The sequence below is a fragment of the Micromonospora sp. WMMD735 genome (assembly GCF_049178995.1).
Lineage (GTDB): Bacteria > Actinomycetota > Actinomycetes > Mycobacteriales > Micromonosporaceae > Micromonospora > Micromonospora wenchangensis.
Window position 1 is genome coordinate 4,692,862 of the sequence record NZ_JBMHMJ010000002.1, and the last position, 13,331, is coordinate 4,706,192.

Here is a 13,331-nt window from a genome sequence, read left to right on the forward strand (position 1 = left end):
GCCGGTGGGTGGGTGTCAACGGGGGGCGTTGACAGGCGTTGACACCCGTTGACAGCGGGTCGGGGTGTCAACGCCTGTCAACGGCTGTCAACGGGGGGCGTTGACAGCTTCGGACATGCTGTGAGCTGCGGAAACGTCGCCGGTTGGGGTGGGTGTCAGCGTGTCAACGCTTCCGGGGTCCTCCGCGACGGCGCGGGGGTGCAGCTCGTAGCGGCCGTCCGTGCCGGAGCGGACCCATCCGAGGGCGGCCAACTCGCCGAGCACCGCCGACACCTCGTCGGACTTCGGTAGCCGGCGGGACACCTTGCGGTGCAGCTCCCGGCGGGTGAACGTGGCCATGCCCTTGGTGGTGAGCACACCCAGCACGTAGCGGGCGTTCTCGATCGCGGTGTCGGTGCCGATGGTGGTGAGCGCGGCGCGGTAGTGGGCGGCGAAGAATTCGGCGAGGCGTACGGCGTCTGCCATGCGGTCGGCGTCGATGGGGCGTCGCCAGGCGTCGGCGGGGTGGTGGGCGACGTGCAGCAGCCCGGCCAGGCGCAGCGTCGCGCCGGAGAGCTTGTTGCCCCATTCCCGCATGTCGTAGAGGCTTCCGCCGGGCCGTAGCTCGACCTCGACCTGCTCGGCGGCGGCCCGCCGGACCGTGCCGGCTTCCTCGGTGAGGACGACGACGGCGGGGTCGGTCCATTCGGCGAGGGTGGCGGCCAGGTCGTGCACGCGGTGGGCGTAGCCGGTGACGACCTGGTCGGGCACCGGGGGCGTGTCCACCGCCCGGTATCCGGCCAGGGATCGGGGCAGGGCGAACAGGAACCGGGCGGGTAGGCCACGGCCGGCGAGGTCGGCGTTTCCGCCGAACTTGCGCAGCACGGTCGGTTGCGCCATCACGCACACGGTCAGCGCGGGCTTGTCGACGGCGGCACCCTCGCGGGTGATCCGCTCATTGCTCATCGGCTGCCCCGCATGGCCTTTCAGGTAGGGGTCGAGGTTGGGCGCCCCGGAGTACCGGCCGGCGAGGGTGTCGAAGATCCCGCCCTCATCGCTGATGATCGCCATGCGTCCGCCGTTGGCTGCCATCAGGTTGATGAGGATTTCGGGCGTGGCGTCGTCCACGATCAGCTTCGGCAGCGTCGGAACGGTGATGGCTTCGGCGGCGATCGCGGCGGCCACCGCATCGGCGGACGCGGCGTCCTGCTTGCCGGGGTCGGTGGCCTTCGCGGCGGCCGTCTTGGCTTGCTCAGCCTGCCGGTCGGCGATGTCCCGCAGCGCGGCGGCCTCGGCGATGCGGGGCCGCATCGCGTCGGCGAGCGTGGACTGTGCCGCGAACAGCGGTGCCGTCATCGCCCGATGTACGGGGCTCTTGCGTTCGCCGGGGCCGGCGATGACGGCGGCGAACACGTTGACCGGCTCGCGCCACCCGCCCACCGGCTCCACCTCCAACCGGCCACCCGCGCACGCCGACAGCACGGCGACGGCGAGGGTTCCGGCCATGGCCGGATCGGTCTGGGTAAAGCGGGCGACGCCGGTCACCATGTCGCCGAGCCACCGGGGGAACACGTCGACCGGGAACGGCGGCGGCGCGGCCGTCGGCCCGGTCAAGGGCACTGGAACATCCCACAGCGGCCCGCCGCCGGGTGGCGCGTCGGTGGCCTGCGGGTCGCCGGAAACCAGGTGTAGGCGGGCTGGCGTCACGGGTTCACCTGCTTTCGTGATGGTCGACGATGATGCGGCCGATGTGTTCGGCGACGTGGGGGACGACGGCGTTGCCGAGTGCGCGCAGTCGGTCCACCCGGTGGGGAACCCCATGAGCCACTCGACCCACGTCGGGTTCAGTGGCCCACCAGCGCGCTCGCTCAGTGGCCGTCCCGGCCGGTCCCACCCCGCTCCCCGGCCCGCGTCCCTGGCGGTGGGTGTCGGCCAGAGCCGGACGGCGGCGAGCAGGTTCGGGCCGCCGCCGCCGGCTGCCGTCCGGCCGTAGCTCGCCCCCGATGTCGAGTCCGCGGCTTTGGGGGTCGGCCAGTGCGGCGAGGACGAAGATGCGTTGACGCCGGTAAGGTGCCCCCACCTCGCTAGCTGAGACAACGCCGGCACTGGCGGCGTATCCGAGCCGTTCGAGGTCTCGGAGGACGAAACGAAGTCCCCGGGTGCGGTGTCCCATGACGTTCTCCCCGACGACGTACCTCGGTCGGATCGCGTGGATGACCCGGGCCATGTCCGGCCACAGCCACCGGTCGTCATCGGTGCCCCGGCGCTTGCCGGCGGTCGACTCGGGTTGGCACGGGTAGCCGCCGGCGACGACATCGACCCGGGGCCGGTCGGTGGAACGCCACCAGGCGGCGGCAGTGCGAACGTCGTCATGGCAGGGAACCTCCGGCCAGTGCTTGTGCAGAACGGCACGACAGAACGGGTTGATCTCGACGTGCCCCACGATCCGCATACCGGCACGTTGCAGGCCGAGGGACAGGCCACCGATGCCGGCGAACAGCTCCAACACGTTGAGGGGGTCGCCGTTCATGCGGCTACCTGCCGGGGTCGGCGTGCGCCGGCTTTGAACCCTGACGCGATGGTGGCGAGTGTCGCCCGGTGCCGTAGCCCGGCGGATATCCCCGCGTGTTCCAGTGCGGTTGTCGCCTCATCGGCGGACAGTGCGCCACCGGCGACGAGTTGCCCGACTGCGACGGCGGCCCGGTACAGGGCGTCGTTGTGGTGGTCGGGAGCGTCGGTGACCCGCGCGCATTCCCGTTCCAGGGCGGTACGGACGTAGGCGCGTTCCCGGCCGCCGGGCAGGTCGACCACCACCGGCCGCTGCGGCGGCAGCGGAGCGGGTTCCAGAAGTGCGGCGATCCAGTCGGGCAGTGGGGCCGGGTCGGTGTCGAGGTCGACGGTGTAGGGCCGGCCGGCGACGGTGGAGCCGGGGGCGACGACGTATCCGCCGTGCGCGCGGGTGTCGATCAGCCATCCGACCGTGCCGGCGGTGTTGCGCAGGGTCGGCCCGTTGGTGGGGTGGCGGTAATAGAGGTGGGTGCCGCCCCGGCCGGTGGTCACGGTGTAGGTCGGGGTGAGGCGCTGCCCGTGGCCGGTGGTGAGGTGGGCTAGGATCTCGGCCCCGGTGGTGGCCCCGTAGCGGTCCCACCCGGGCGGCGGGGTCTGTCCCGGCTTGGCCACGTCGAGGTCGACCACGACCAGCCCGGATGGTCCGCACGCCAGGCCGATGCCGTAGGGGCGGGTGGTCCAGGCGCGGCGGATGCGGTCGGGGTCGGTGGTGGCGCGGGGTTCCCATCCGAGGTGGTGTCCGGCGTTGCGGCAGCGCGGGTCGCGGCCGGTGCAGCCGTCGGCGGGGTGGTCGGGGAAGGCGGGTCGCTTGTCGTCGGGGCGTAGCGGGAAGACGTGCCAGCCCCGGGCCGCGTGGGCGAGGGCGGCGGCGAGCAGGTCGGCGGTAGGCATGAGGTGATCCCCCTTCGGCGGGGTCGGTTCGTGCAGTGGCGTCGATGAGGGCTCGCGCCGCCCGGCCAGCGCGGAGGGCGTGTGGGCGGGGCAGCGCGGCCCTTGCAGGTAGGGGCGGACGCGGTCGGGGTGGTGGCAGTAGCGGCCGGCGGTGCCGATCCAATGGCCGCACCGCCCCCCGGTCACCGCGCCCGGCCCGGTCGGGGCCGGGCGGCGATGGCGGCGCGGGTCACGGTGTGCCGCAGGTCGCCGAGCAGCCCGACCAACTGACGCCGGGCGGCCACCTCCCCTGGGGCGAGGGCGACCCTGACGCGCACCTCGGCGTGCTCCCGGCCGGCGGCGGTCCGGACCCGCACCAGCACGGCACGGGCGCGGCCGGCGACGTCGACCACGATCTCTTCGGAGCGGTGCTCCCCGAGGTTGCAGCGGTGGTCCCGGCCGCACCATGCGGTGTGACCGGCGCGGCTGGCCCGGTGGTTCATCGGGTCGCCTCGGAGCGGATTCGGTGGAAGACGTTGAAGACGCGTCGTCCGGTGCGCAGCCTCATGCCCCGGTCGCAGCGTCGGCAGGCGCGCGGGCGGTGGAGGAATCGGGTGGTGGTGTGGCCGGTGCCGCCGCACCGTCGGCAGGTCTTGAAGGGGCTGATCCAGCACAGTCCGGCGTAACCGAGCGTGATCAGCAGGGCGGGAAGGATGACGGCGCTAGCGAGGGTGAGTAGGGGGTTCACAGTGTCTCCCGGGCCGGTTTTCGGGTGTGAAGGGCCGTGAGCTGCTATCCGCTAGAGGGCAGCTCATGATTCGGGTGGGGTGCTAGCGGTGGTGCTAGCGCTAGCAGGTCGGGCCGCTAGCGCTAGCACCCCGTGATGGGTCAGCCGGCGGACCGCTTCCGGTCACGCTCCGCAATGGCCTTGAGGAGATCGGTGTGCTTGATGCCGCGCCGGGTGGTCGGCTTGCCGTCGATGCGCCGCCCCACATCGCCGACCTTGATCAGGGGGTGGGGCTTGAGGGCGGTGGAGAGCTGCGCGGCCTCCCACCCGCCGTAGACCTCGGGCCGCAACTCGGCCAGCAGACCGCACAGCGTCTCGTTCCATACGGCCTTCTCGTCGCCCGGCCACACCCGCGCCAGGTCGCCGAGCACGTCGGCGACCGGGGCCACGGCACGGGTCTGCTCATCAGGCGCGGGCAGCGTCCCGGCCGCCTGCCGCAGGGCGACGGCGCGGGCGACGATGCGGGCGGCGGCGGTGGTGTCGACGTAGAACGACCGCACCGCCGCCGCCTTCGGCCCGAACCCGCGCAGGATGCCCCACCCGGCCTCAATGACCGGCTGGAACACCGTGGCCCGGTGGCCGTTCTTGTACGCCGACGTCCCGAGGATCATGTCGTTGGCGGTCTGGTCGGCCACGGACAGGCAGAACCGGGAGTTGACGTTGCGGGTGATCCCGGTCGGGAGGCTGTCCTTGTCGGGAATCTGGGTACCGATCATGATGATCACGCCCAACGCCCGGCCGAGCTTGATGACCTTCTCCAGGAGTTCCCCGGCGTCCTTGCCGTACTTGCTGGTCATCAGCTCTTGCAGCTCATCGAACCACGCCACCAGGGGATGCAGCCCCGACCCCTTCAGGCTGGCCAACTCGGGCGTCACCTTGTTCTCTGGTGCCTTGCCGAGGCGGGCGTAGTGCTCGATGCGCTTGGAGCGGCGGCGGCATTCCTCGTACAGCCACTCGATGAAGGCGAAGCAGCGGGCGAGGGTGTCGTCATCGAAGCCGTTGCCGTACTCGGCCATGACCGGTTCCAGGACGGCGAAGTCCCCGACCCCCTTCAACTCGTATCCCCGGATCTCGGCGCGGGGGTCCAGGGCGGCGGCGAGGATCAGATCCCGCAACGCGAACGTCTTCCCTGATCCGGGCTGGCCGCCGAACAGGAAGTTGCGGAACATCAGATCCACCGCCACCGTGTCCAGGCGGGGCGTGGTGGCGAACGCGAACGGCCTGAACACGTCCACCCGCGCCGTCCCGGCCAGCAGGGGCCACGGGGGTTGCTTCATCTGCGACGCCGGTTCGTACCCGACCCACAGGGCCAGCCGTCCCGTGTGTCCCGGCGCGGGCTCGGGCCACACCTGATCCAGGGGCAGGCGCATCGCCGAGGCGAGCTTGCCCCGGCGGGCGACCACCTCGGCAGCCTCCACCCCGTAGGGAAGGTCGACCACGGCCAGGTGGCCGGGGCCGTCCCGGTGGATGTCCACCGGGAAGCTGATCGCCTTCGGGTCCTTGGCAACCGCGCTGTTGATCGCGGCCAGTTGCAGGGAGGTCAGTGCCCGGCGGACCAGGTCGGCGGTCAGCTTGCGGTAGCGGGTGCCTTCCGACACCCGGTCGGTCAACGGCCGGTCCGCCGGACGACCCCGGGTCGCCAACCACGGCACCACCACGGCCGCCGCCGCCCACCGCCACCACTCCGGCCCCACCGACAACACGATCAACCCGGCACCGGTGCCGGCCGTCCCGGCGGCGAGCACCCACCACCGCCACACGCTCTGTCGCTGCCGGCGGGCGTCGAGCTTCAACCAGGTGTCGGCGTCTCCCCGGGTCGCGGCGGCCTGCCGCAGGTGCCAGTTCCCTTCCTCCGCGCTGGCCCACCGCAACGCCTGCCCGATCCCCCGCACCGCACCGATCGGTGCCCACGCCAGGGCCTTCACCGCGTACTTCGGCAACCTGACACCGTGGTACGCGGCCACGTACCCGGCGTCCTTGCTCTGATGCTTCACCGCAGCCCGCAGGGCACGGCCGGAACGCGCCCACTCGGCCAGGATCGGCCGCCGCTCCCGCTGCCGGGCCAACACGTCGGCGGGGATCGGGTCGGCCATGTCGACCGGGCCGCCGTCCCGGCCGGGGCCGTCGTCGACGCTCTCGGCGTCGATGTCGTCGTCGGGGTTGTCGGCCAGGTCGGTTCCGTCGTCGGGGTCGGTGGTGGACGCCTGCCGGCGGGACCGGGCGGCGTCCAGGTCGACGACCTCGGCGGCCTGGCCGGTGGTGGGGTCGGTCAGGTCGGCTTCGGCGGCCTGCCAGTCGAAACGGGGGTCGTCTTGGGGGGACGTCATGATGGGGGTTCCTCCAACGGTCGGGAGATCGGTGAGGGGCCGGCGGCGCGGCACGGTTTCCAGGCCATGGGCCGCGCCGCCGGGTCATCGGGAACGGTGGTCAGTGGGTCAGCGGCGCTTCTTGAGGTTCTTGCCGTCGGTGCTGCCGATGGCGGTAGCGCCGTTGCCGATCGCGGACTGGCCGGTGACCTTGATGCGGCCAGTCGTGACCGTGCCGCCGGTGTCGCTGGTCGCGGGGTCGAAGTTGTAGTGGCCCTGGGTGCAGATGGCGAGGGTGCCGCTGTTGTCGACCGACACACTCTTGAAGCCCTTGCCGCACTGGGTGCAAGACGAGATCGCCACAGGTGGTGCCTCCCTGGTCGGGTCGCCAGCGGGTCCGGCAACCTCCGCTCCCCACCGGCCACCAGCGGGCCGGGGTCGGTGGGGACGGGGGTGGTCAGACCGCGCAGAACAGGGCGGCGATGAACAGGAACCCGATGTGCCAGGACTGATCCAGGGCGTAAAGGCCGCCACCGTGTTCCAGCCATGCCGGGTTCTTCCCGAGCGCGTCGGCGCATCGGCGCAGCGGCACCCGCCGGTCGGCGACGTAGTGCGACACGGCCGAGATGGTCAGCCCGACCGCGACGCCCCACGGGTCCAGCCGCAGCCCGGTACCGGCGATGAGGAACACCAGGGCCAGGCAGGCGGTGAGGGTATAGGTGGTGACGTGCGCGGCGCACGCGATACGGCCCGGCCAACCGGGCTGGCCCTTGCAGTCGGCCTGCCGTTGGGTCTGCACCCAGTGGTCGGCGACCTGATGGGCGACGTAGAGGGCGACGAACACGGCCGCGAACACGGCCGCGCGGGTACCGGTGGGGTCTGCGAACATGGGGGTTCTCTCCTGAGGTCGTTGGCTGAGGGGTGAGGGCCGGCGGCGCGGCGCGGTTCCTAGGCCGATGGGCCGCGCCGCCGGGCAGGGTTAGGACTGGTCGGCCTTGCGCTGCTGCGCGGTCGTCGCCTCACGCGCTGCGATGGCCTCGGGGGTGAACATGCGCGGGTTGGCTTTCTGCGCCCGGCGGTTCAGGTCATCGACCTGCTTGTCGGTGATCGTGGTTGGGACGGTCAGCTTGTTGCCGAACATCAGCGCCCCTCCCGCACGAGGTGGGCCAGGGCGGCACCCATACCGAGGACGGCGACGGGGAGGCAGGCAACGGCGGTGGTGATCCACCACGGGGCCGACGTCACTCCGGCCGCCTCTAGGAGGTGGTAGGCGACCTGGCCGAGCGCGCCGACCACCAGCGACCCGAGCGCCGACCACTTGGCGAACCGCAGCGCGGGGGCGGGCACCCGCCCGGACAGCCACACGTAGAGGGCGTAAGCGCCGTAGGTTTCCACCCCGATCGGCAGCGTGATCGCGGAATTGATGGAAAAGCTGTCGGCGATGCCGGGCAGTGGGTGCACCACCCCGAATCCGGTGAGTCCGCCGAGTCCGACCCAGCCGGACCAGATGGCGACGAACGCGGGCAGGGCGAGCAGCACCACCGGCCACACCACCGCCGACCGGACCGGCGTGGGCTCGGCGGGCGGGGTGGGCGTGTCCGGGCGACCGGGCGGCGTGACCTCGGCAACCAGGTCGGCGGGGGTGATCTCCGGCGCGGGCGTCGGCTCCGGCAGGGCCGGCGGTGCGGGCTCGGACACGACGGGTGCCGGGTCCGGGTCCGGGGTGGTCGGATCGGGGGTGTCGACCGGGGGCGCGGTGGGCTCGGCCTTGAGCAGGGCGAGCAGTTCGGCGGCCTTCGGGGAACCAATGTGGAACTCCCGCATGAGCCGGTTCCGCGACGGGAACACCGCACCGTCGGGCAGGTCCAGGGCACGGGCGGCGGGCAACAGGGACTCGACGGGCTGCGGGTACTTGGTGCCGTTGATCGTGGGGGCGGTCATGCGGCTTCCTCCAGGTCCGGGTAGGCGCACGCGAGGCATTCGCCCAGCGAGCGCGGGATGTAGTAGGGGCGCACCTGGCCGCAGACGCGGCAGGTACGGCGGGCGGTCAGCGCGGCGCGGACGGCGCGGAGCTGGGCGGGGGTGGCGGTGCGCTTCGGCCGGGCCAGGTCGACCCGGTACAGGTAGGCGGTCCGGGTGCCGCCGACACCGCGCCAGAGGATCTGAGCGGCGATGTCCTGACCACCGGGGCACAGCCCGGCGGCACGCAGTTGACGGCGGGTGGCGTAGCCGGCCGGGGCACCCCGCCACCAGTAGGTGGGGATGCCGTACCGGTTTCCGTCCGGGTCGTGGAAGGTGGCCCGGATGCGGGACATCAGGCCGCGCGGTGCGGGTCGGTACGGGTGGTCAGGTCGGCGGCGGCGCGGGTGACACGAGCCTCGGCCCGACGCAACCGACGCCAGTCCAGGGCGGTCGGCCCGCCGTGGTCGACGGCGTAGAGCATCGCGATCTCGGCGTCGAGAACGTCCAACTCAGCCGCGATCAGCGGCCATTCCGCCTCGATCGCGGCCAGGTCGGCAGCGGTCGGCTCGGCGGTGACAGGGGCAAGGTGCTTCCACACGGGAACCCTCCGGGGAGTAGGTGAAGGAACACATGAAACGGGGGGCGAGGTGCACTCGTCCGCACATTTAGTGCGAACGGAGTTCGAGGCAGAAGCAGCCGCGCGCCAAGATCAGCCCACTCGGCCCGCTCGCTCGGGATCTACCGAGGTCGGCCACCATGTGGATCAAGGCGGGCATACCGCAGACGGATCAAAACGCGGCACTTCTGCTGTGGAGTTGTCAATGAACGACCTGATCCGGCGACTCATGGGCGTGCGGCAACGGTGTGCCGTCGTTCCCCGAGCCATCCGGCCGGTACAACGTGGCGTTGTATTCGTGACGCTACAACGCCACGTTGTATTCGCGCAAGCACCCGTACCGCGTAGGCTTGTACTGATGACTGACGCTGACCTACCCGCCGACTGGTGGACGACGGACCATGTACGCACCTACCTCGCTTCGGTAGGTGCCCCAATCAGTCGCGCAACCTGGGCTTCTTACGTCTCACGCGGTCAGGCTCCCGCGCCTGACCGGATCTTCGGCCGGTCTCCGGCATGGCAGCCCGAGACCATCCGAAAGTGGCAGGCCGAGAGGCCACGCAGAGGCACCGGCTAGATCGGATCATCTGGTGCCTCCTGTCTTCGGCTCCCGTCTGCGGCGGCACCTTGCTCGCCTGCCAATGAGACTGCCCGCTGAGTGGCGATCCGGGCAGGTCCTACGCACGGACACGAAGGACACGGCCCATGTCCACTGAGGTCCCACGGCAGTTCAAGCCCAATCTCGTGCTGGTCAATCGCCGCAAGGCGGCCGGCTGGGAGTCGCGCAAGCGCGCCGCGCGCGAGCTGCACCGCGTCGGCCAGCAGAGCGGCATCCGGGAGACGCCCACCGTCGAGGCCATCGAAAAAGCGATATACCGCCACGAGACCGGACGCGTGGCGGTCACCGACCCCGTCTACCGCCAGCTCTACTGCCTGGCGTACGACGCAAAGCCTCACGACCTGTTCGGCGAACTGACCAGTGGCGCTGAGGATCGGCCGCACTTCTCGGCGCGATCCCACAAGTTCGTGACGGCGTTCGTCGGCGCTGACGGGGCGGCCCGGTTGAAGGAGAGCGCCGGCTGCGCCCTGGCCGTGGGACAGTGGCACACCTGCTACTCGGCTCCCGTCGAACACCCGGAAGGCGACTGCACCCTGTACGTCTGGCCGTGCGGGTCGGCAATCTTTCACCTAGTCGAGCATGTCCAGTTGTCTACGATCGCGGCACTCGCCGCATGGCGAATGGTGTCGTATGGCGACAACATCAAATGGGCCGTCGACTACCTTGCAGCCGTCGCGCCAGTCGAGGACGAATCTGCGGTGTACGTCTTAGGCGCACATTGGGTTGTTGAGCCAGCGTGGTCGGCTGAGTTGTTGGATACCGCGCTAAAAATCATGTCGACGCCAAAGGTGCTGCTGCATCGGAACCGTGCCATGGATGACGAACACCTGGCACATGCCGAACTGGTCGAACAATCGCTGTTGTCCGAAGCGTATGACCATGGAGGCATCGAATCATTCGGCGTACGCGGAATCTCAGCGGGCTACGCGTCCTGGTCCGGAGTCGTGTACCACCCGATCTCAGCCGAGCGATCCTTGACAGAGGCCGAGTTGATCGCCTGCGAACTTGCAGTGCAGTCCATGTGGGCATACAGCGACGCGATCGCCCGACAAGTCGAACAAGGGCGAGATCCGCAGGTGCCGCCGGAACATGGATGGCGCTACCTTCGGGGAGTGCGCTCCCGGCTTACTGTCTCCCGCCTTCGAGAGGCGGGACAGCATCAGGCAATGCGCAGAGCAATCCTGCGAACGTGTGACCTGATGCCGGCCCTAGACCAAGCCATCGAAACCCTCCGCGATACGGATAGAGGTTAAACCAATGACAGAGGGTCGCCCCGTACTGGTCGTAACCGACATGCAAAACGGCTTCGTGCGAGAGCAGTCGGCGCACATCGTTCCTGTTGTTGTCGATCTGGTACACCGCTGGCAGGCAGCCGGCAGCGACACACTCTTCACTCGGTACCTCAACTATCCCGGCAGTCCCTTCGAGCGCTTCTTTGGCTGGCAACGGCTCCAATCTTCACCCGACATTGATTTGGTGCCCGAGTTGCGCCCCTACGTAGATCAGGGCGAAACACTTGACAAAAGGATCTACAGCCCGTTCACCCCGGAGGGGGTGGCGCTATTCAAGAAGCATGGATGGAAAGAGTTTTACTTCTGCGGTATCGCTACCGAAAGCTGCGTTTTGAAGGGTGCCGTAGACGCATTCGAACACGACTTCACTCCATGGCTAATCGCGGACGCGTCGGCGAGCCACGCGGGCACTGAGGCTCATGAAGCCGGACTACTGGTCGCGCGGCGTTTCATCGGACCCAAGCAGATAATAACGCGAGCAGAAATCCCGCACATACTCATTGGCAGCTCAACTTAAGGTGGAGTTGACCCCAACACCCTCGGTTCCGAGCCGCTCCACCAACTCAAGCCGCAACGAATGCTAGAATAACCAACACATCAACCCAGGATGGGTAAAGTTGAACTCGTATGCTTTCTGGAACAATAAGGGCGGGGTTGGCAAGAGCTACCTCTGCTTTATTGCATCGTGCGAATACGCTCGCCGCTACCCTGATACTGACGTCTACGTCATCGACTTGTGCCCACAAGGGAACGTGAGTGAAACCCTCCTCGGAGGATACGAATCCAGTCCTCAAACGCTAAAGAAGCTGATTACCAGCAAGCCGCGCAGAACCATTGCCGGCTACCTGGAGTCGCGACTGAGTTCACCTTTCCGCCAACTAGACGACGTCAGTCCGTACATCACCCACCCAATCAAGTACAACAAAAATGTGCCAGAGAATTTGTACTTAGTTTGCGGAGATAACCTGCTAGAGATCCTGTCTGAAGCAATCCGGCAGACTTCACAACTCGCAATTCCAGTCGACGCCTGGAAGCAGGTTATCGAATGGGTAAAGGATCTCACTTTTGCACTAAGCCTCCGAAGCGGAAACCGCGACTCCGTTTTCATGGTGGATTGCAACCCAAGCTTTGCGATCTATACCCAACTCGGCCTTGCGGCCACTCGAAACATTGTCGTACCCTTCACAGCCGACGACAGTTCGCGGCGGGCAATCGAAAACGTAGTTGCCTTGACGTACGGCATCGGCGACGAGCATGTATCCGCATATTCCCGAATCAACTTCTCGAAACGGGCGAAGGCTGAGCAGGTTGAGGTTCCCCTGTTGCACACGTTCGTAAGCAATCGAGTAACCTTATACGACGGGCAGCCGTCTCGCGCTTTCCAGGCAGTCGCCAAGACCATCGAAAAGACGTTGGAAAACATCCATTCCAAGCACCGTTCCATCTTTGCTAATTCGGGCGTGAAGCCCGACAAGTCATTCATTACCGTCCCCGATTATCACAGCGCTTGCATTGTCTCAGCAATGACAGGGACGCCACTACACAAGCTTGTTGCAGGTCCAAGGAAATTGGCAGGCGTCAACTATGTCCAAGTAAATCAGGAACCCCTGGATCGATACAGGGCAGCGCTGGAGAAATTCGTCGACGCACTGTAGGCCAAAACATGCCCTCGCCTGCGCGCACGAAGTTCATTGACGCCATCTCATCAGCAGAGCTGCTCTGCTTAAAAGGTCGGGCCACCCTGTTCTCGCGCAAACAGAGGCAGGTTCAGTACCACGCCTCCCTTGCGGCATCCGTTGCCGCGTGGGAGGCGTACATCGAGTCAGTGGTTCGCGGTTTTTTTGACGAGATCTCAGACCCCCTTCAACCCAGGTTTATTGCACTTCACCAAATTACAGCCAGTCGCGCTGAAGTTGACTTAAAGCGGTTTAATACCCCCAACGCAAAGAACTCGCGCGAATTGCTATACAACTGGACTGGATTTGACCCGATCAACGACTGGAACTGGCCAGCCCGCAAACTGGGCGGTCCAGCCACCCGGGATCGCTTAGATGAGATTTTACAGGTTAGGCATAGTTTTGCCCATGGGTACCCTATGCGAAGATACTCCTGGAACTGCGACGCGAAAGGAATACCGAACCTAACCGCGCCTGCCGTCAGCATGGCCATTGCCCTATTCACCCACCTTGTCAAGGTCACCGATCAGGGAATTTGCAAGCACATCAAAAATACCTACAGTGGAAGCATCGCCTGGTACTAGCGCCCGAGCCCTCATCCCAGTTCTCGTCTCAGTTCCCGTCTCGTTCGCATGAGTTCGGCGCAGGTCCGGAGC

Annotated in this window: 16 protein-coding genes; 4 read left to right on the forward strand and 12 right to left on the reverse strand. The window is 67.8% G+C overall.

All coding sequences use genetic code 11. The annotated features are described in order from the left end of the window. Window positions 1–87 precede the first annotated feature (87 nt). The 12 genes from ACN268_RS20235 to ACN268_RS20290 all read right to left on the reverse strand — a co-directional run bounded on the left by ACN268_RS20235 (window position 88) and on the right by ACN268_RS20290 (window position 9,070). On the reverse strand, window positions 88–1,686 hold the full coding sequence (locus ACN268_RS20235; RefSeq protein ID WP_421484540.1) for a YfjI family protein: 1,599 nt from the start codon (window positions 1,684–1,686) through the stop codon (window positions 88–90). 4 nt (window positions 1,687–1,690) lie between these two features. After that, the gene (locus tag ACN268_RS20240) at window positions 1,691–2,509 is read right to left on the reverse strand and encodes a DNA cytosine methyltransferase (protein ID WP_421484541.1); all 819 of its coding nucleotides are present in this window, start codon (window positions 2,507–2,509) and stop codon (window positions 1,691–1,693) included. Beyond that, window positions 2,506–3,438, reverse strand: coding sequence for a bifunctional DNA primase/polymerase (locus ACN268_RS20245; RefSeq protein ID WP_421484542.1), 933 nt, complete (start codon window positions 3,436–3,438; stop codon window positions 2,506–2,508). The genes ACN268_RS20240 and ACN268_RS20245 overlap by 4 nt, the downstream gene beginning before the upstream one ends. Window positions 3,439–3,620: 182 nt before the next feature. Next, complete coding sequence (locus ACN268_RS20250) at window positions 3,621–3,920, reverse strand: hypothetical protein (RefSeq protein ID WP_421484543.1); 300 nt, start codon at window positions 3,918–3,920, stop codon at window positions 3,621–3,623. Then, window positions 3,917–4,165 (reverse strand): hypothetical protein, encoded by a 249-nt coding sequence (locus ACN268_RS20255; protein ID WP_421484544.1) that lies wholly within the window; start codon window positions 4,163–4,165, stop codon window positions 3,917–3,919. Before ACN268_RS20255 ends, ACN268_RS20250 begins: the two co-directional genes overlap by 4 nt. A gap of 140 nt (window positions 4,166–4,305) precedes the next feature. Continuing rightward, a complete protein-coding gene (locus tag ACN268_RS20260) occupies window positions 4,306–6,531 on the reverse strand; it encodes a cell division protein FtsK (RefSeq protein ID WP_421484545.1) in 2,226 nt (741 codons plus the stop codon). Window positions 6,532–6,639: 108 nt separating this feature from the next. Further along, window positions 6,640–6,873: a hypothetical protein gene (locus ACN268_RS20265; RefSeq protein ID WP_421484546.1), complete on the reverse strand. Its 234-nt coding sequence runs from the start codon at window positions 6,871–6,873 to the stop codon at window positions 6,640–6,642. 94 nt (window positions 6,874–6,967) lie between these two features. Further along, window positions 6,968–7,399: a DUF3307 domain-containing protein gene (locus tag ACN268_RS20270; RefSeq protein ID WP_421484547.1), complete on the reverse strand. Its 432-nt coding sequence runs from the start codon at window positions 7,397–7,399 to the stop codon at window positions 6,968–6,970. A 90-nt stretch (window positions 7,400–7,489) separates the two neighbouring features. Further along, window positions 7,490–7,651, reverse strand: a complete 162-nt coding sequence (locus ACN268_RS20275) for a hypothetical protein (RefSeq protein ID WP_357767513.1) — start codon at window positions 7,649–7,651, stop codon at window positions 7,490–7,492. Then, window positions 7,651–8,451, reverse strand: coding sequence for an ABC transporter permease (locus tag ACN268_RS20280; RefSeq protein ID WP_421484548.1), 801 nt, complete (start codon window positions 8,449–8,451; stop codon window positions 7,651–7,653). The genes ACN268_RS20275 and ACN268_RS20280 overlap by 1 nt, the downstream gene beginning before the upstream one ends. Further along, window positions 8,448–8,825: an RRQRL motif-containing zinc-binding protein gene (locus ACN268_RS20285; protein WP_421484549.1), complete on the reverse strand. Its 378-nt coding sequence runs from the start codon at window positions 8,823–8,825 to the stop codon at window positions 8,448–8,450. Before ACN268_RS20285 ends, ACN268_RS20280 begins: the two co-directional genes overlap by 4 nt. Then, complete coding sequence (locus ACN268_RS20290; RefSeq protein WP_421484550.1) at window positions 8,825–9,070, reverse strand: DUF6284 family protein; 246 nt, start codon at window positions 9,068–9,070, stop codon at window positions 8,825–8,827. The genes ACN268_RS20285 and ACN268_RS20290 overlap by 1 nt, the downstream gene beginning before the upstream one ends. A 723-nt stretch (window positions 9,071–9,793) precedes the next feature. Between ACN268_RS20290 and ACN268_RS20295 the strand changes: the two genes are divergently transcribed. From ACN268_RS20295 to ACN268_RS20310, 4 genes are all read left to right on the forward strand, one after another. Continuing rightward, window positions 9,794–10,960: a hypothetical protein gene (locus tag ACN268_RS20295; protein ID WP_421484551.1), complete on the forward strand. Its 1,167-nt coding sequence runs from the start codon at window positions 9,794–9,796 to the stop codon at window positions 10,958–10,960. Window positions 10,961–10,964: 4 nt separating this feature from the next. Continuing rightward, window positions 10,965–11,516, forward strand: coding sequence for a cysteine hydrolase (locus ACN268_RS20300; protein WP_421484552.1), 552 nt, complete (start codon window positions 10,965–10,967; stop codon window positions 11,514–11,516). A gap of 100 nt (window positions 11,517–11,616) precedes the next feature. Beyond that, window positions 11,617–12,654, forward strand: a complete 1,038-nt coding sequence (locus ACN268_RS20305) for a ParA family protein (RefSeq protein WP_421484553.1) — start codon at window positions 11,617–11,619, stop codon at window positions 12,652–12,654. A gap of 8 nt (window positions 12,655–12,662) precedes the next feature. Then, entirely contained in the window at window positions 12,663–13,259 is a 597-nt protein-coding gene (locus ACN268_RS20310) for a HEPN domain-containing protein (protein ID WP_421484554.1), read from the forward strand. Window positions 13,260–13,331 lie beyond the last annotated feature (72 nt).

What these genes read in the sequence shown, in the direction of transcription:
- ACN268_RS20300 (WP_421484552.1), top strand. Translation starts at nt 10,965, where the DNA reads ATGACAGAGGGTCGCCCCGTACTGGTCGTAACCGACATGCAAAACGGC.
- ACN268_RS20270 (WP_421484547.1), bottom strand. Translation starts at nt 7,399, where the DNA reads ATGTTCGCAGACCCCACCGGTACCCGCGCGGCCGTGTTCGCGGCCGTG.
- ACN268_RS20245 (WP_421484542.1), bottom strand. Translation starts at nt 3,438, where the DNA reads ATGCCTACCGCCGACCTGCTCGCCGCCGCCCTCGCCCACGCGGCCCGG.
- ACN268_RS20295 (WP_421484551.1), top strand. Translation starts at nt 9,794, where the DNA reads ATGTCCACTGAGGTCCCACGGCAGTTCAAGCCCAATCTCGTGCTGGTC.
- ACN268_RS20250 (WP_421484543.1), bottom strand. Translation starts at nt 3,920, where the DNA reads ATGAACCACCGGGCCAGCCGCGCCGGTCACACCGCATGGTGCGGCCGG.
- ACN268_RS20310 (WP_421484554.1), top strand. Translation starts at nt 12,663, where the DNA reads ATGCCCTCGCCTGCGCGCACGAAGTTCATTGACGCCATCTCATCAGCA.
- ACN268_RS20275 (WP_357767513.1), bottom strand. Translation starts at nt 7,651, where the DNA reads ATGTTCGGCAACAAGCTGACCGTCCCAACCACGATCACCGACAAGCAG.
- ACN268_RS20285 (WP_421484549.1), bottom strand. Translation starts at nt 8,825, where the DNA reads ATGTCCCGCATCCGGGCCACCTTCCACGACCCGGACGGAAACCGGTAC.
- ACN268_RS20240 (WP_421484541.1), bottom strand. Translation starts at nt 2,509, where the DNA reads ATGAACGGCGACCCCCTCAACGTGTTGGAGCTGTTCGCCGGCATCGGT.
- ACN268_RS20280 (WP_421484548.1), bottom strand. Translation starts at nt 8,451, where the DNA reads ATGACCGCCCCCACGATCAACGGCACCAAGTACCCGCAGCCCGTCGAG.
- ACN268_RS20260 (WP_421484545.1), bottom strand. Translation starts at nt 6,531, where the DNA reads ATGACGTCCCCCCAAGACGACCCCCGTTTCGACTGGCAGGCCGCCGAA.